16 protein-coding genes are annotated in these 18,346 nt (G+C 29.3%); 1 reads left to right on the top strand and 15 read right to left on the bottom strand.

Features of this window, described 5'->3' with window-relative positions; genetic code table 11:
• Positions 1-14: 14 nt before the first annotated feature.
• Genes HPY57_09350 through HPY57_09305 form a run of 10 tightly spaced genes read right to left on the bottom strand, consistent with a single transcriptional unit; the run spans position 15 to position 11,921 of the window.
• Complete coding sequence (locus HPY57_09350) at positions 15-1,379, bottom strand: hypothetical protein (protein ID NPV11981.1); 1,365 nt, start codon at positions 1,377-1,379, stop codon at positions 15-17.
• Complete coding sequence (locus HPY57_09345) at positions 1,372-2,820, bottom strand: hypothetical protein (GenBank protein NPV11980.1); 1,449 nt, start codon at positions 2,818-2,820, stop codon at positions 1,372-1,374. Before HPY57_09345 ends, HPY57_09350 begins: the two co-directional genes overlap by 8 nt.
• Positions 2,807-3,511: a WecB/TagA/CpsF family glycosyltransferase gene (locus tag HPY57_09340; protein NPV11979.1), complete on the bottom strand. Its 705-nt coding sequence runs from the start codon at positions 3,509-3,511 to the stop codon at positions 2,807-2,809. The genes HPY57_09345 and HPY57_09340 overlap by 14 nt, the downstream gene beginning before the upstream one ends.
• A complete protein-coding gene (locus HPY57_09335) occupies positions 3,492-4,592 on the bottom strand; it encodes a glycosyltransferase family 4 protein (GenBank protein ID NPV11978.1) in 1,101 nt (366 codons plus the stop codon). Before HPY57_09335 ends, HPY57_09340 begins: the two co-directional genes overlap by 20 nt.
• A complete protein-coding gene (locus HPY57_09330) occupies positions 4,582-5,736 on the bottom strand; it encodes a glycosyltransferase (protein ID NPV11977.1) in 1,155 nt (384 codons plus the stop codon). Before HPY57_09330 ends, HPY57_09335 begins: the two co-directional genes overlap by 11 nt.
• Positions 5,726-6,829 carry a glycosyltransferase family 4 protein gene (locus HPY57_09325; GenBank protein NPV11976.1) on the bottom strand — a complete coding sequence of 368 codons (1,104 nt, stop codon included), beginning with the start codon at positions 6,827-6,829 and terminating at the stop codon, positions 5,726-5,728. Before HPY57_09325 ends, HPY57_09330 begins: the two co-directional genes overlap by 11 nt.
• On the bottom strand, positions 6,822-8,087 hold the full coding sequence (locus tag HPY57_09320; protein NPV11975.1) for an oligosaccharide flippase family protein: 1,266 nt from the start codon (positions 8,085-8,087) through the stop codon (positions 6,822-6,824). The genes HPY57_09325 and HPY57_09320 overlap by 8 nt, the downstream gene beginning before the upstream one ends.
• Entirely contained in the window at positions 8,069-9,358 is a 1,290-nt protein-coding gene (locus tag HPY57_09315) for a peptidoglycan DD-metalloendopeptidase family protein (GenBank protein ID NPV11974.1), read from the bottom strand. The genes HPY57_09320 and HPY57_09315 overlap by 19 nt, the downstream gene beginning before the upstream one ends.
• The gene (locus tag HPY57_09310) at positions 9,352-10,119 is read right to left on the bottom strand and encodes a DUF4292 domain-containing protein (protein NPV11973.1); all 768 of its coding nucleotides are present in this window, start codon (positions 10,117-10,119) and stop codon (positions 9,352-9,354) included. The genes HPY57_09315 and HPY57_09310 overlap by 7 nt, the downstream gene beginning before the upstream one ends.
• Positions 10,116-11,921 carry a tetratricopeptide repeat protein gene (locus tag HPY57_09305; GenBank protein ID NPV11972.1) on the bottom strand — a complete coding sequence of 602 codons (1,806 nt, stop codon included), beginning with the start codon at positions 11,919-11,921 and terminating at the stop codon, positions 10,116-10,118. The genes HPY57_09310 and HPY57_09305 overlap by 4 nt, the downstream gene beginning before the upstream one ends.
• Before the next feature lie 124 nt (positions 11,922-12,045).
• Here HPY57_09305 and HPY57_09300 point away from each other — a divergent pair, with 124 nt between their 5' ends.
• The gene (locus HPY57_09300; GenBank protein ID NPV11971.1) at positions 12,046-12,954 is read left to right on the top strand and encodes a hypothetical protein; all 909 of its coding nucleotides are present in this window, start codon (positions 12,046-12,048) and stop codon (positions 12,952-12,954) included.
• A gap of 15 nt (positions 12,955-12,969) precedes the next feature.
• Here the strand turns inward: HPY57_09300 and rsgA are convergent, their stop codons facing one another.
• The 5 genes from rsgA to HPY57_09275 form a co-directional block, all read right to left on the bottom strand.
• Entirely contained in the window at positions 12,970-13,917 is a 948-nt protein-coding gene (rsgA, locus tag HPY57_09295) for a ribosome small subunit-dependent GTPase A (GenBank protein ID NPV11970.1), read from the bottom strand.
• A 124-nt stretch (positions 13,918-14,041) separates the two neighbouring features.
• Positions 14,042-15,454 (bottom strand): hypothetical protein, encoded by a 1,413-nt coding sequence (locus tag HPY57_09290; GenBank protein ID NPV11969.1) that lies wholly within the window; start codon positions 15,452-15,454, stop codon positions 14,042-14,044.
• Positions 15,451-15,972, bottom strand: a complete 522-nt coding sequence (locus HPY57_09285) for a hypothetical protein (protein ID NPV11968.1) — start codon at positions 15,970-15,972, stop codon at positions 15,451-15,453. The genes HPY57_09290 and HPY57_09285 overlap by 4 nt, the downstream gene beginning before the upstream one ends.
• Complete coding sequence (locus tag HPY57_09280) at positions 15,969-17,354, bottom strand: hypothetical protein (protein NPV11967.1); 1,386 nt, start codon at positions 17,352-17,354, stop codon at positions 15,969-15,971. Before HPY57_09280 ends, HPY57_09285 begins: the two co-directional genes overlap by 4 nt.
• 176 nt (positions 17,355-17,530) lie before the next feature.
• Entirely contained in the window at positions 17,531-18,301 is a 771-nt protein-coding gene (locus tag HPY57_09275; protein ID NPV11966.1) for a hypothetical protein, read from the bottom strand.
• Positions 18,302-18,346 lie beyond the last annotated feature (45 nt).

Raw genomic sequence — 18,346 nt, 5'->3', positions numbered from 1 at the left:
CAGTACTGATCTCTTTAATGTTCTGATAACAAATTGTGTTTTCGAATATTTAGTTTAATTAAATTTTTTATCAAAATTAAAGCCTCTACAAAAAAAATGATTAAGATAAAATCTATAGGAGCTCTAAACCTGTACATACTAAAAAAAAGTAGATAAGGTACTGTAAAACAAATTAGAAAAATCAACAAATACTTTAAATAATCTTTTCGATATTTAAAGAATATTAACCTAAAGATTGTTATAGTCGCAAGTAAAATAATTGGTACCTGGTGTAACATAAAAGCTAAATTTTTAATTTTAGAATCGCTCCAATGTCCATTTCTTACTCTAAAAGGAGAATAAAAACCCAAAAGTTTTAAAAACATATTTTCAATTGTTTTAAATGGGTTATTTATAATAAAGTGAATTGCCTGATTTTTAAAGAAATCTTGTTTTTCATACTCCGAGTAATTACTTAAAAATTTCCATTTATTATCAAACTTTGGGATTATATAATCTTCAATAGCTCCACCATCACCACAATATTTTTTTAAATACTCATTAGTGTATTCATTATTACCTAACCACAGGTTATATCCTAAACTTGAGTTTGTGAAATCAAATTCGCCAAATAACAAGAAATTCCTAATTCCCCACAAAAGAATGATAGTTGTCAAGGAAAGAATAACTGGACTAAGAATTTTTCTTAAATTTTTTCTCTCTCTATCTATTAAACACATAATTATGAAGTATATTAAAAAACTAAATGTAATTATAGGTCGAAAAAAGAATGTTAAGCCTAAAATTAAAATTAAAAATATAGAATTTATGAATGTTGGATCTTGAAGCAATTTTAGAAATAAGTAAAAACCTGAAATTGTAAATAGAATGTTGAACCAACTATCAGTTTTCCAAAATGGAGACACCATATAATATGGATTAAATATAAAAATAATTGTCGCTAAAAATGAATAAAGAAACTTCTTTCTATCGTTTCGCCAGACAAGAAGACAGAGATTGTAAAAGATTAATGGAATAAATGAGAAGATTAAAAATTGAACTATTGTTAGAATTAAGGCATAATCTTCATTTAAATTCATAATTAGATAAATAAAGATTGCATAACCTATTGGGAACCAATTATTATAAATTCCTTTCTGTATGTTGTAAGGGTTAATCATTATTTTATCTGGATTATCTGTAACACCCCAAACAATGGTAATTGAATTTTTATAGTAAAGATTATTTGCTAATTGAAGATATCGAGGATCATAAATTTTAATTTCATTTTGGAAGACAAAATTTATTAGGACAGTGCCTATTAGTAAAAACAATAACGAAAGAATAAAAATTATTATGCTTTGAGGTTTTTCAAAATAATTAAGTAATATCTTAGTCATCGAAATCGAATACTAAACTTGCTAAATAAAAGTGAATTGGTAAGATAGGTGCAATATATCTCTCTGATCCCACATAAATAAATATTAACGCAAGTGTAAAAAACATCAAAGCAAATAAGGGATAATTAAATTTATTTTTTAAAATAATTTTAGCTTTCGTAATTAAAACAAATAAACTCAACAAGATAACAATATAAAAGTACGAATTAGTTAAAAAGAAAATTGTACTTCTTATGATTGGATGAACATAGTTTTTTGTATTCTTTAATGCCCATGTTATGTTATAATCCCCACGCCAATAGGAATAAAATATTTTTTTAAAACCTATTTCCAAAAATTTTTTTGGATGAGTTTTAATAAACTCAAAACCCTTTAAGTATGCCTTGTTACTCTCATCAACTTCATTTGGATTTGAGAAATCATAGCTAAAATTAAAATTTACTTTACCATTGGAAGCTGGATTATTCCCCATTAAAAAAATATAGCCACCATTTGTCGACGAAATAACTATTCTACCAAAATGTAAATAATTTCTATAAACCCAGAAGGATATTGGAATTAAAAAACTAAGAAAAAGAATTAGAATTTTCTTTAATTGAAATCCTTTCTCAAATATTAATATTATACCCAATATCATTAAAACCAGTAATCCATTAGCTCTAAAAAATGTTGAAAGAGATGCAGTTAAACCAGCCAAAAAGATATTTAAGTTGCTCTTGAAACTTTTACTTTTAAAGACTAAAAAAATACTTAACCAGGTAAGAAAAGTGAAAGGAAGTTCTGTTAGGATAACCTGTGATGCAAATAAGTTATTAGGGAAAAATGTCCAAGATATTAAAAAATACTTAAGAGATTTTTCTTTTAAATAAAGTTGAAAGATTTTGAACAGAATAATTAGTAAAAAGAAGGACATTAAAATATTAATTAATTTAGTGTAAAAGATTGCATCTAAATTAAAATAATAAAATATGGATAAGAGTGCTGGTAAACCAACGGGCCAAAATGCTGTGTAATTATTAGAGCTTGAAAGGTACTTACCTGTTTCTGCTAATCTCTTTGCATGCTCTATATAAAATATTGAATCAGAAATAGGAACTGTTTGAATTGTGAACAATATTATTAATTGAAATAAAATTTGCATTATCAAACAAAACCCTAATAAAGTTTTAAGACTTACATTATTTAAAAATTCATTAATCTTTGATTTAAATAATAAAACGATGGTGAGTAGAAATAAAATAATTATTAAACTAATTGTCCCTGAAAGAAATATATCAGAATAATAATTTTGGTCAAGAAGGTCATCGTTTCCTTGAATAAATCTTAAAACATAATCTTTCAAAAACACTTCGTACAAAACGATAAAAATAATTAACGCCAGAATAATCGACTTCAAAATAAAATTAAGAGTGTATTTATACTTTATTCTATTTTGATTCATCTTTAATCGATAATGCTCTAATTATAAATTTAAAATTTCCAATTGTATATCTTTTTATTAATCTTCGTGGTTCAGACAATAAACGATAAAACCATTCAAGATATAAATTTTGAAATAACTTCGGTGCCCTCTTTTGAAATCCAAAGTAATAATTAAAAAAATTCCCCACACAAATAACTTTTACACTTGGATACTTTTCTGCTATTTTATAAGCCAGCTTTTCTTGTTGAGGAACGCCCATTCCTATAAAGAAAATATTTGAAACACATTTATCAATGCTTTCCACAATTTTTCCCTCCTCTAAATAACCATTAATATATTTTTCGATTATCAAACCCAACTTTTGAGCTTTTTGATATATCAGCTTTTCATCAAAATTTCCACCAATTAAAATAAAAGATCTTTTCTTTTCTTTTAAAATATTCATAAGATCTTTATTTACATCAGTTGCATTAAAGCGTTTATATTTTTTATTTAATCTTTTCATTAAAAGCCAGACCCCTACTCCATCAGTATAAACCGTAAAAAAATTGTCCAGCAAAGTTTTATACTTTTGTGATTCAAAATAATAATTGAAACAATGAGCATTAAAATATGTTAATAGAAAAGTTTCGTTTTTATCCAGCTTTGAAACAAAAGTATTTAATAAAATATTTTTATCTAAGATTAATTTATTGATTAAGCTCATCATAGATTTTCAAAAGTTCAACACTATAATTTGAAACATTATATAAATTCAAAATACTTTGATACAGATTTGATTGTATAAAAATTTTATTTTTTCCTGATAATTTTAATACATCATTAATTGTCCCTTTTAATGAAATATAGTTTGAACACTCAAATAAAAATCCATTATAACCATTAATTATAAATTCTTTAATTCCTCCTGTGTCTGCTCCTATGAATATTTTTTTATATAAACCAGCTTCCAACATTGCATATGGAAAAGATTCAACACGGGATGGAAGAATAACAGCATCACAAATTTTATAAAAGTAATGAATATCCTGCCTTGGCTTAATAAATAGAAACTTCTCTGAAATTCTTTGAATTCTAGTCTTTTCTCTTTCAGTGATATCAGTAATTAAGATCAGATATAATTCTTTATGAATATTAAAAAGTTCAGAAAAAGCTTTAATTAAAATATCTACACCTTTTACTTTAGTCCATCTACCAACGAATAAAAACACTTTAGAGTTTTGTGGTAATCCAATTAATGATTTGTCTGGTATTACATTATCATTTAGAGCATACTCTTCAAAATCTATGGGATTATATATTTGAATTATCTTTTCCTTACTTACCTCAAATTTTTCAACTAAATTTTTTTCTACTGCTTTGCTCACAGCTATGATTTTATCAGATTTAAAGCTCAGTCTTTCATATCCATCAACTAGACTGTGAACGGTTGTAATGGTTTTGATATTAAGTTTGCTTTTTAATGTATTAGCTAATAATTCTGGATATCTGTGATGTGTGTGAATTATATTTATTTCATTATTGCGACAAAATTTCTCGAGTTGCTTTAAATTTTTATAAAAATAAAAAACATTTTTTAAACCTTTTCTAAAAGACATTAATTTTGGTTCAATACCGACACTTTTTAATCTCTCAAGCCCATCTCCTCCATTGGTGAGAAAAAATAATCTTAATTGACCATTCTCCTCAAATTTCTTTAAACCCTTCAATATTAAATAGACATACTTACTCACTCCACATACATAGTTAAAATCTGGTGAGATATGTAAAATATTTATTCTATTTTTCATCAGCTAAATCGATATATAACTGTTCAAAAAATTGTTTAAACTGTTTCTCGTTATATTTCTCAAGTATTGCTTTGCGACCATTTTCACCGAGAATTTTAAGTTTTTCACGATTGTAATACAGATCTGTAATAATCTCAACACATCTTTCGAGATCATTAAATGGATAAACAATCCCACAATTCTCACCTTCGAGAATTTCTCTAATTCCACCAACATCGCTTGAAACAACTGGTACTCCATTATACATCGCTTCCCAGATAACGAAAGGAAGTCCTTCTGCTTCTGATGTGATTAATATTAAATCAAAATAATTAAAATAATTTTTTATATCTGGTACATAACCAAAAAATTTTACTCGTTCAGAGATATTTAAAATTTTTGTTTCTTCCTTCATTTCCTCAATTTTATCCCCATCACCAATAATGGCAAAAAATACATTAAGTTTATTTTGAACTAAATTTTTCAATACTTTCAAAGCGATATCAATTCTCTTATGAGTATCGACACGTCCTATTATCCCAACTAAAAAATAGCCAAATCGAATTTTCTTGATTTCATCTACTAATTTTGAAAAATTATAATCAGAAGTGGACTTGTGCATTGGATAACCATTATAATAGACTCTGGTGCTCCCTCTATATCCATAATTATTAATTAATTTATCCCTAAGTAACCTAGAAGGAAATACCCATAAATTAACCGCTCTTCGGCTTAAAATTATTTTGTGTAATAGAGTCAGAAAAAGTTTTTCAAGCAAATTGTAAAAGTCACTAAAAATAAAGACACCATGATAGTTAAAGATTAATTTTTTCCTCAATTTTATATTAATTAATCCAGCGAAAATATAAGGTTTAACTAGATGTGTATGAATTATATCTACATTTTCTTCTTTCAGTATTCTAAAAATTTTAAAGAATAATTTTATTGGCAACTTTTTATTAAGCTCGGAGATATTATAAACTTTTACACCAACAGATCTGGCATATGCATCAATAATTGGTTCATTACCAGAGTACATTAAAATTTGCTCAAATTTATTTTTATCTAACAATTCAAAAAGCATTTTTAAATGTGTGAAAACCCCATCAGATTTACCCGTTAATTTGTGTGCAATATGACAGATTTTGATTTTTTTATTTTGCATAAATGTTTAAATAACTTTTCAGAATATTACTCCACCTTAACGACTCAACTGATTTTATACAATTACTAGAAATTTTTTCTAAATCATAATCACCTTGAAATAAATTCTTAAATAATATTTCTAAACTTTCGTTATTATCTAATTTGTATATAAAACCATTTATACCATTTTCAATTATTGAACTCATACCTATATCTCTATGTACAATTGGAATTATTCCGGAAGCCATGCATTCAACAACAAAAATAGAAAATGAATCAAAAGCATTGCCCTTTACAATAAAATGTTTGTCCTCTAGAAATTTTAATAATTTAGCTTTCTGAAAAGGTTGATAATAAAACACCCTAAATTTTGTATTTGATTTATCGTGTTTAAATCCTTTACCAATAACATGAAGCTCAAAATCATAACTTTTCATTTTTTCAAAAGATTTCAAAATTTGATCGAAACCACGATTAACGTATTCAGGATTTGGATCATAAAAAATAAATTTATAAGGTTCATTAAAATTTTTATTTTTTGCTTGTTGAAAAAATTCTTCATCAATGCCACCACTTATAATCACAGATCTTGTTATGTCTATCTTATATTCTTCTTTAAATTTTTCTTCTAATAACTTTGAGACAAATATTAATTTATCACTTAATTTTAATGCCAGTGACTCTAAAATTTTGATTTTAAGTTTTACATTAAATTTACGCTTATAAAAAGAACCTTCTATTTCTTTTTTTAATAATCCATGAAATGTTGTTAATAATCTAAAATTTATAAAATATTTCAAGAAAAATATGACAAATTGAAAACTTTCAAGATTTATTATATGAACAATAGAAGGCTTAGTTTTGAAGAAAAACAGAATTATTCTAAAAATTCCATACTTGATAACCAAAGGCCTTTCGTTAACTATTTGTTCCCCGAATAATCTTTTCCATATGTTCACATTTTTGTCTTTAAAGAAAAAATCTAAAAAGACCACATCATAATTTCTTTCGCTCAAAAATTCAAGTAATCTCTTTCCATATTTTTCTGGACCTGTTAATGTATCAGAAGGATTAAATCGACCAACTAAAAGAATTTGCTTTTTCTCATTCATTAAAAGTATATCTTTTATTTAAGGTTAATAAATAAATTAATTGAAAAATTAAGATTGACATTTCCGTCAATATCGTCGAAACTACTGCACCAATTATCCCTACTTTCGGTATAAGATAGATATTCAAGCTTATATTAACAATCATACCAAAAAAAGTTGAGAACATAGTAATCTTTTCTTTGTGCATAGAATTTAATGTAACTCCAGTTAGGTTATTTAAAAATAAAAACGGAAGAGCAAAAGAAATAGCCCCCAAAATCTTAGCAGATTCAATAAATTTAGATGTAAAAAAAATACGAATTAACATTTCGCTAAATAAATTAAAGCACAAAACCAAAACAATCGATAATAAAAAAAGTATTTTAAAGTTATCTAATAAAAATTTCTGATCCATTTTTCTTTTAATAATAAAATATTTTGAACTATCAGTGTAGGCCTTTATTAGAATAATTCCCGATAAAATCGAAGAATTTCGATATAAAGAGTAAGCTGCAGAATAAATAGCAACTGCCTCATTTGATAAAAATTTCTGAATTAATAAAACATCAATACGATCATAAATCATAGTAAAAACAACCCCCAAACCAAAAGGCAGTGATCTTTTAATTATATTTTTTATTGAATTAAAATCTATCTTATACTTTATAAAATAGACATAACTAAAACCAGATTTTTGAATTAATAATTTATTTTGAATTAATAACGAAAGAAGAATTGTGATTAATGAAAAATGAAAGTCAATTTTTAAAAGTGTTGCAAAAATTAAAAACAGCAAATAAGGAATGCGAGCCAACAATATCGACTGATAATTTTCATTAAATAAATATTTACCATTTAGATAGGAAATTAACACTTGATTTACTGGCAAGAAAAAATTGATCAAAGAAATAAGTAAAATTATACTCCAATAATTAAGATTAGTAATAAAATAAATAAAAGGTAGGGGTAAAAAAACAATAACTGAAATAACTTTAATAAATAATGAATATGATAAAACCAACTTAGTATTTTCAGTAGTTGCACTTTCCCTTTGAACATAAAATGGTATACCAAAATCAAATATAGTTGCAATAATATTCGTAAGTGAAAATACAGATACAATAAATCCATAAATTCCCTGTTCGACATATCTTGCAATTGAAATATAAAAAGCAAAAAAAGTTAATCTTTCAATTATATTGAAAATGAAAATGTATTTACCAGAAGCCCAATAATCTTTTATGATCTTACAAATCTCCCTCACCTTCTTGCCAGCCAATGTTCGGGATTTTGTTTTTCTCTTTCTTTCCAGATTTCTAAATGAAGCATTTCGCCAGTCAAACTTTCACCACTTTTTGCAATTATATCACCACGCTTTACAATATCCCCTTCGTTTACCAAAACCTCTGATAAATATGCGTAAATTGTTCTGTAGTTTTCAGAATGAGATATAATGATAATATTTCCATAGCCAGGCAGCCAGTGAATTATTGATACTTTCCCATCGGCAATTGAACGAACTGGAGAACCATAAGGCGTTGCTATATCAATTCCAAAATTTAATGTAACTGTATTTAAATACGGATTTCGCTGTTCACCAAATTTATTTACGATTCTGCCATTCACTGGCCAGGGCAGATTACCTTTCATCTTGGAGAATGATGAAAACTGCGGCAAATTGAAAAATGAATCTTCTTCTCTTGTATCAACTGTCGTTTCTTTTTTTGTATAATCAGGAGCTTTAATTGATGATCTTTTTTCTTTTAATTCCTGTTCCCTTTTTTTCTTTCTTTCGAGTTCACGTTCTCTTGCGGCGATTTCTTCCCGTCGTTTTTGTTCAATCAATTGATCAATTAACGCAGCAATTTTTTGAGCTGATTGCTTTTTTCGTTCCAGATCTTTCAAATAAACTTCTTTGTTTTTTCTTAATTCACTAATGAGATTTCTTTTTTCCTTAATTTTATTTTGAAGTTGATTTTCTTCGATAGATTTTTCTTTCCTCAATCTTTCTTTATCATTTAAGACAGTAATTAACTTGGATCTCTCTTCAGCTACTTCTTTGGATTTGTTATTAATTAACTCAATTCGTCTTTTTCTATCTTCTGTAAACTTTTCAAGGTACTTATAACGAACAAGAGCTTGATTAACTGACTTACTTGTGAGTAATAACTCAAAAGGATTTTTTCTTCCAAATTTATAGAGATTGACTATATTAAGTTCATATTCACTCCGAAGTGCGTTTAACTCTTTCTCCGCATTTAAGAGCTCATTCTCACGAATTTTAATTTCATCATTCAATCTTTTTTCTTCTTCAGATAATTTTTGTATCAAGTTTTGGATTAGCCTGACCTGTTTATCATACTCATCAATTATATTTAGATTTTGTTTTTCTTTTGAAATAGTTTCCTTTAATTTTTTATCAAGTTGCTCAATTTCTTTTCGTATGCGATTTAATTCTTCACGCTTAGTCTGAATTTCGGATGACTTTTGTGAATAAGCAAATAAAAATAAAAAGCTAATGAAAAATATTATCCTAAGGATATTCACCATTTTAAAATCTCAACATTTTCTGGTAACTGAAAATCAATTTCACTTTCTTGATTAAATTTAATTTCTTTAAATGATAAAGATATACTTTCACTTGACTTTAAGTTGATGAATTCAATTTTAGTTGGAAAAACAATGCTGTCGTAATCTTTGGTACTTCTAAAATTAACTTCAAACATTGGTTCACCAAGTTCATCGAATACTTTAATTTGATTTAATCCCTTTGAAAATTTATCGTACACAAACTCTACTCTTTTATCCTTAAAAAACTTTATCAACTCAAATTTATCCTCTTTATTATTTAATGTAGATGAATCTGCTGGTAATTGTTCTTGATCAATAAAGGCATAAATCAAAGCATAAAAGAAATTTTTATCCAATCCAAGTGAATTTAACTCTTTAAATTTTGTAGAAGAAAAACTTGTAAGTATCATTTGTTCATTCAAAGCATTATAAATGAAAATTGAATCGTTGTTGAGATAAATAGTCCCAACATCAATTCCAAAAAATCCATACAAATCAATTAGCACCTGATTAGGTTTTATTGTCGAAATTAAGAATTGAAGATCTGTCCTAAGACTTTTAAGTTTCAATTCAATTTTCCCACTTGCCGAGTATGAAACTATCTTTTCGAAATTTGATTTATTTATCTCCAGAATTTCTTCAAAAGTGACTTCATTATTTCCAACTTTTTTTGAAGCAGTACACGAAACAAAAAACAAACTCGATACAATAAGATTGATAAGTATTTTGAAAACTTTCATTCAATATCTTTTAACTTTTGTTGCAGGATTTGATTATCAGGATTCATCTTTAAAGCCATTCGATAGTATTCTTTTGCTTCTTCTTTTTGATTCAACTTTAGATAAACATCACCCATATGTTCAAGTATTTCTGCACTCGGTGAACCCTGATCAATAGCAAGTTTGATATACTTTTCGGCTTCCTTAATTTCGCCCATTTGAAAGTATATCCAGCCGAGTGTATCAAGATAGGAGTCTACAAGCGAGTCCTTCTCAAGAGATTTTTTTGACATTATCAATGCTTTTTCAAGATTAACTTTACGTTTTGCAAGACTGTAAGCGTAATTGTTTAATAAAGTTGGATCATCGGGATAGTACTTTAATGCTTCTTCATAAATTGAATCACTTTTCTCAAAATATCCAGCATCATCTAAAAGTAATCCGAGATTCACAAGTGCATTATGATTTTTATTATCAAGATAAAGCGCTTGTTCTGAATACGCAATTGCCTCATCATATTTCTTTAATTTTCCAAGTGCAAAACTTAAAGCGATCAGTAAATCTGGATTTTGTGAATTAATATCAACTGATTTTTGTAAATAGTGAACTGCGCTATTATAGTCTTCAATCGATAGATGTGCCTGTCCTAAGATAACATTTACATCAAACTCGTCTTCATAATAATCATAAACACTTTTCAATAAATTAATTGACTGCTCACTTAAACCATCATAGAAAAATTGAATACCAAATTTTTTAATTACATCTCTGTTTATTTCATCGTTCAAATTAACTAAAGTTTTTTCTTGACCATAATCCTTGCTCTTAATACTCTTCAATACATATTGATAAACATTCGAAATTGAATCTTTCTTCGCAATTCTTTTGTCGAAGTAATCATTAAGATAATCTCTTAAAACTGAATCTTTTATCGCCTTTAAAGTGACGAAGTCAAAAATTGAAATTTTTAATTCCTTATCATTTTCGCTCTGACTTAAAGTTTCATCTATCGTTTTAATTGCGTCATCATATTTTTTTTCGTCAATTAAAACTTCAATCAATTGTAACCGGGCAAGTGGTTCATCGGGAAATCTTTCTGCTGTGTCTTCCAGAAGTTTTTTTGCTTCATTGTCTTTATTCATCTCACGATAGAGAGATATTAATCTCATTCGTAATTCAACATCAGATGGCTCATTATAAATTATTTTCTTTAAAAGCTCTTCTGATTTTTCTAAATCTTTTTCTTCGTAATAAATGCTAAGCAGATTTTCAAGTACAATTCTGTTTTCCGGCTGGAGATCTAAAATTTTTTCATAGATTTTTTTTGCACGATTTCTATCTTTCGATTCAATCAATTGAGCAAAGTTATATAAGGCATCGATATTGGATGAATCAATTTTTATCATTCGTTCAAGTATTTGAGTCGCCTTTTGTAAGTCTTGTTTGGTTAAATAAATTTGAGCCGAAACAAGCAAAAAGTCAGGATGAATTTGAGAATCAGGCAAAGCCAAAATTTTATCAAGATACTTTAAGGATAGATCAAGCTTATTTAATCTATATAATTGAAGTGCAAGTGCAAAGTTGATATTCGGATTGTCCTCAAAAATTAAAGCTTCTTGAAACTCAAGTACAGCTTTTTCTGGTAATTCCTGCAAAGCGTAAGTTAAGCCCTGAATAAAATGCTGTTTAGCCTGAAGGTTTTTGATGGTTACTATGTTTTGGGTAATTGATTTTTCTTTTTGTGAAACTTCTTGTTTATCGATTTTTTTTGAAGCACTGCAGCCAATTGCTAAGATCGAAATCAAAAGGATAAATTTCTTCATCGATTATTTTTCACCGTTAATTTGTTCGAGGTTATCTTGTTCAAATTTACGAATTCAAATTTTATTAATTCTATGGAAATTCAATTTCGTTTTATTTTTTAACTTGCAAAAAAATTAAAACAAAATGGAAAAGTTTGATCTTGCAATTGCTTATACCTGGGAATATGACGAAGAGTTTGTAGAAGCTATAATCAAAATTTTTGAAGAGAAAAATTTAACCACCCTTAAAATTATCTATGAAAATGTCAATGAGATTATTCAGAAAATTTCTAACAAAGAAATAAATGCAAAATTTTATTTAGATCGTGCATCTGATGTGGCTGAAGAATTTGAACCGCTCGCTAAATTGATGCAGGAAAATAAAACTTACATTATCAATCAATATTCGAATGTTCAATTTGCGATTGATAAAGCTACAATGCATCTCGAATTTATTACAAAAGGGATTAATACACCTTACACTATAATCATTTCTCCTTATAAAGAGAAAAAAGATATTGAACTTTCACTTGAGCAACTTGCAAAACTTGGCAGACCTTTCATCATTAAACCAGCAAACACAACAGGTGGAGGAACTGGAGTTGTAAAAGGAGCCGAAACCCTTGCTGATGTTTTGAAAGCCCGCCAGCATCTGGAAGATGATAAATATCTTCTCCAGGAAAAAATTGAACCAGTTGAAATTGATGGTAAAAGATTCTGGTTCAGAAGTTTTTACGCTTTTGGTAAAATAATCCATTGCTGGTGGAACGATCTTACTCACATCTATTCTGAAATTACAGAAGAAGATTTTATAAAATATAAACTTGGTGAAATGGATAATATTGTCAGAAAAATTAATGAAATCACAAATCTTGATTTCTTCTCAACAGAAATTGCATTAACTAAAGAACAAAAATTTATTGTGATTGATTATGTGAACGATCAATGCGATATGAGATTTCAGTCAAAACATTTTGATGGTGTGCCAGATAAAGTTGTATATCAAATAATTGAGTCTATGGCTGAATTTATCTTAACCAGGAGTTCCTTATAAAACTTCAGCTTTCAATCAAAACTTTTCTTCATCAAGAGTTTCAACTAATCTTAGATAACTTTCATATCTTTCGTAAGGAATAATTTCTTCTTCAACTGCTTTTTTCACTGCACAATCTGGTTCGTGAGTGTGGGTGCAGGTATTAAATTTACAATTTCGAGCGACTATTGAAATTTCTTTAAAGTAATGAGTTATATCTTCCCTTGTTAATCCGTAAGGTTCAATTTCTCTAACACCTGGTGTATCTATAACAAAAGTATTTTCATTTAATTTGAAAAGTTGTGCAGTGACTGTTGTATGTCGACCCTTATTCCATGCTTCCGAAACTTCGCCGACTTTTTGATTTATACGGGGATCAAGCTGATTCAATATTGATGACTTTCCAACGCCCGAATGACCGATAAATACTGAAGTTTTACCATTAATTACTTCTTTAATTTCATCAATACCCTGACCTGTAATAACAGAAGTCCTAATCACTTTATAACCGAGAGTAGTGTACAATTCATACCAATAATCTCTTTTCTTTTTTTTCAGTAAATCATATTTATTGATCACAATAATTGGAGTTGTCTCACAACTTTCAGCAGTTACAAGCATTCTGTCGAGAACTCGATTATTGAATTTGGGTTTATCAACTGAGACAACACAAAAAGTATAATCAATGTTTGCAGCTATAATCTGTTCAAATCTTTTCCCTTTTTCAGAGACACCTTTAATGTAAGGTGCTTTTCTTGAAAGATAATTTCGTCGTTCGGGAATTTTTTCAATTACACCTGTTCCATCTTCATTGAGTTCAAAATCTACATAGTCACCAACAACAATCAAATCAGTATAAAGAAGTTTTTCTTTTTTCCATTCTGCTTCAAGTTTTAATTTTCCTCGAAGCGAGCATCTTATTTCTTTGTCATTGTAAAGGACATAATAGTCCTTACTTTCTATCCTGCAAACTATTCCTTTCATAATTAACAAATTAGTAAAAAAATTTTAATTAAAAGTTTTTTTGATAGAAAATTTAATAAATAAAAAGTCAGTCTTTGATGCAATCGCAGACTGACTTTAATTTGTCTGGAGGGTCGCAAATCGATTAAAATCTAAAACTTGTAGTAAAAACTATGTCAGTTGTTTTCAATGATTGATAGGTTCTTGAGACTCCGCTATCATAGTTATCGCCAATATTTTTCCAGGTTCCTCTCACATAAGCAAGATCTAACGAAAATCCTTCAGGAGTAATGTAGCCAATTCCCAAAGTTAGATATTTTCGATTGAAATCGGATGGATCATCTTTGAATGGTGAATTTTTGACGAAATAACCTGCTCTTAATCTCAAGCCACTTTGAAGAATGTTATATTCTGCACCAAGATTATAATCCATCACACTCTTAAACAATTGTTTTATATCTCTATTATTTCTTGCGGTTTTCGATGGAGAAAGACCTTTGAATTCCATTTGAGTATAATCAATTAAATTCATATCTCCACTAATTGTCAAACCAAACTTTGAAACAGAAAAGCCGACACCAAACTCAAATGGTGACCAGATATCATATTCAATTTTACTTTCAAGTGGTGGATCAATATCAGCAGAAAATCCTGTCCCAAACCTCGAATACCCATCAACAAGATAATGTTCTTTGATTGTGTAAATGGTTGGGAATTTTATTGTTGTTCCAAATCTCATCATATCACTCACTCGGTACATCAAACCGAGTTTTGCGGCAAAACCAGTTAACTCCCACTTCAACGTTTCTTGTAATCTAAACAATTCAAAATCTGCAGTTCTTGGATCAACAGGATCGGTTCTAATTCCAGAGTGATAGATATTGTTAACATCTTCCTCTGAATAATCACGATTTCTTTCGAACTCACCGCTTACAATACCAATTGTTGCACCAATAGAAAGATTCTTTGCAACTTCAATTGCACCGCTAAAGACCCAATTATTTTCAGAGCCGCTGCTCAAAATTGATCCAGATTGATATAACCTTCCATTAATTGGCGTGTAATCTCCTGTCGAATCGGTCAGATAAAGCAAATAAGATACATCTCCTCTGCCGAGCAGAGCCTGTATCATTGAGGTATTTGTATTGTTAAATCCTTCGAATGCGAGTGCGTCATTAAAATTATTTGAACGATTAAACCCAAACGCAAAAACAAGACTGCCTCTGATAACTGGAAATGGAAATACAAAACCGAGGTCTGTTAATTTCACCGAACTTGTATTAAAAGTCGATTGATTGCCAAAAAATGTTGTGTTGTTATCGTAAGATAAATAGTTAATTCCACCATGAAATTCCATTCTCTTCAACTGGAATAAGCCTGCTGGATTGTAAGCTGTTGCGGTATAATCATCGCTCACGCCGATGAAAGCACCACCCATACCAAGAGCTCTTGCACCAATTCCATAAGGTTGAAAACTTAATCTTAGTGCATCGTTAAAATTTTGTGCAGATAAAATTGAAGTTATAAACAGAACAAAAACTAAAATCTTAGATTTCATTTTTTCCTCTCACCTGAATTGTTTCTGGATTTTGGAGTGTCTGAGTCACGATCTCTTGTATTTCGTTCATTAGAAGAATTTGTAGAATTTCCTGTCGTTGCATTTGAACTGCTGCCTGAACCTGAGTTTGATCCCGAATTTCTTGATGGAATTGAAAATTCCGAAGGTGCTGATGTCCTGCCGCCATCTAAATTTCGTAATCTTGTTTCATCATTTCTTCTGGAAATTTCCGATTCAACAACAGGAATTCGAATATCCATCCACCAAGGTTGAACATAATACGGCGTTACATAAAGCGGATAAGGTTCAACTAAGTTGTTTGAAGGATATCTTTCAAGATATGAATAACCATAATTTACCAAGTCAGAATTAGAATGACAGGATGAACAATCGTTATAGAATTTAACTTGATGATAAGAATTCTCGTTTTTTACAACTGGATGAGATAAAATTGTATAACAACCAAATAGTCCAATTGAAATTAAAAATATCAATCCGAAAAGTGTTAATTTCTTCATCTGTCTCTTCCCCTATCTCCAGATGTTGATGGAGTTCTGGATGGTGGTGGAGTTTGAGGTGATGGCGTAAACGAAGGTGGATAAGTTCTGCTTGGAGGATCAAATCTTGGCGGTTCGTATCGTGGTGTTTCGGTTCTTCGAGGTAAATTATAACTCGGAACTTCATTTCTAATGCGTGAAGAATTTCTTACATTCTCATCACTATTTGAATCGTTTGAACGAGTTTGTTCTGTTCGTCTTTCCTCGAATCTTGGAGTATATTCTCGTCTGGGAATTTCATACTCAATTCGAATTCTTTCATTCCTGTAATTTCTCAAATTCGAATCATCATTCTTTTTTGATGGTAAATCATTATTTCGATAATCAGTATTTCTTTCAATAATAACCTTCTGTTCTAAGTTTGGAATGTAAGAATCAAATCTTCTTGATGATGGAGTTTCGTTTCGATCAGGAGAATTTTTTGGACGCTCATCAATTCGTTCTCGGCGAGTATCGGGAGTTCTATCTGGAGTCCGAGTTGGAGTTTTACTTCTATCAATTGAAGGTGGAGAATTTCGGTTGTTATCACGATCTCTCACATTTTCTTTTCGTGTGTTAGGTTTTTCTTGAGTTCTTGGAGTTGTTCTCGTATCCCGATCTATTGTTGCACCTCTATCTCGAGTTGTTGGAACTTTCAAATCAGTATCTATTCGTGTATCTCTTTCTCTTCCAGTATTAGTCCTTATTGAACTTCCTTCAATATCACGCATCTTAGTTCTTTCAGATGCAACTTGAATGTTTAGATCTCTACCCCAATTCCCAGTTCGAACTAAACCACTTCGCCCTCCATCTTGATCTCTTAATCTTGTATAATCATTCTTTCTATATTGAACTATGGGCGGATAATATCCTCCGTACCAATAAGGATCATACCACCAATATGGCGGTGCATAAAATGGATTGTAGAACGGATCATAGTAAGCAAATCCATACCAGACTCGATAGCAAGAATAGTAACCATACCACCATGGCAAATAATAAGTTCGGCAAATTGTGTAAGGATAATAGAAATAATCAAAATACCATGGATCATAATAAACAGCACCACCAACAACAATTGTTATTCCTGGATGATAAAATTTATAAGATCTTCGATGCCTTGGATAATAATAGTGGTCTTCATCTTCTTCATATCCATAATCATCAGTTGATTCATAGGTAGTGTCGGTGGTTTCAACACTCTCACCATCACGCTCTTCTACTCTTTTTTCAATAATAACTCGTTTCCTTTCTTTTTTATAAGCATAGTCATCGTCTTCAAGTTTAAGTTGAGTATAGCAGCCACTTAGAAAGAAAGCCCCGATAATTATAAAAACCCAGAAATATAAATTTTTAATTTTCATATCAACCTCCAGACACTTTATTAATCAATTAATTTAATCAAGGTTAATACCAATAAGTTCCAAGATCAAAATTCTTCAAAATCCAAAAATTTTTAAGATTTAAGAAAGAATACAGGGCAATAACTTTGTCTAATAAAATAAATTCTTCGTTTATGAAATTATACATCAAAAAGCGATTAAAAAATCATTGCAGCAAATTCAAGTCTGAAAGCTCTATCGCCTCCAAAAGTATCAGTAATTCGATTATTAGCAAGATTTCTGAAGTCAAACCCGAGTGTGAGACCTTTTCCAATTGACCAGCGAATTCCTGCATTTAAGTAACCGCGACCACGACCGACTTTATTTTCATCATCGTTTAGTCCAAAATCATATTCAGCTACAATTGAAATTTGCTGACCGACAGTTTTTTCAACACCAACCATTAAATTCAAATTTTTATCCTGATCAGAAGTTTCCAGACTGTAATTCAATCCTCCATGCAAACTGAGTAATCCCATAAAATTAAAATTCTTGCTTGCAACTAAGTAAAATCCAGGAGATTTAACTTCAAATCTTCTGATTGAATCAATAAATTCTCCTTTGCCTTGAGAATCAAAACCAAGTAGAATTGCCGGAAAAGAAGGTTCTTCATCGAACAATCTAAATCTTACGTTTACGCCAGGATATTTATAGAATTTCATCTCACCTTTACCAACAAAATTTGCTGCACCATACGAAATCCCGAAATTAAATTGGTTAAAAATTCCAACATCCATTTTTAATATGAAAACCCCATTTGGTAATTGCTCTGTTGTAATTGCAAACATTCCTTTTTGAAGAATGCCTGCTGTATTCATATCAACTAAATACCGTGGTTCAATGTCCGATTTCGTTCCCGCACTACCTTGAGCAAGTAAAATTTGTGAATTAACGATTACGAGTAAAAGGAAAAATTTTATGAATTTCATTTTCATAAGAATAAATCTCCTAAAGAGTTTAAAATCCATTTGATT

Source organism: Ignavibacteria bacterium (assembly GCA_013177855.1).
Classification (GTDB): domain Bacteria; phylum Bacteroidota; class Ignavibacteria; order Ch128b; family Ch128b; genus Ch128b.
The sequence above is the reverse complement of the archived record's forward strand: the minus strand, read 5'-3'. Positions and strand labels throughout refer to the sequence as shown.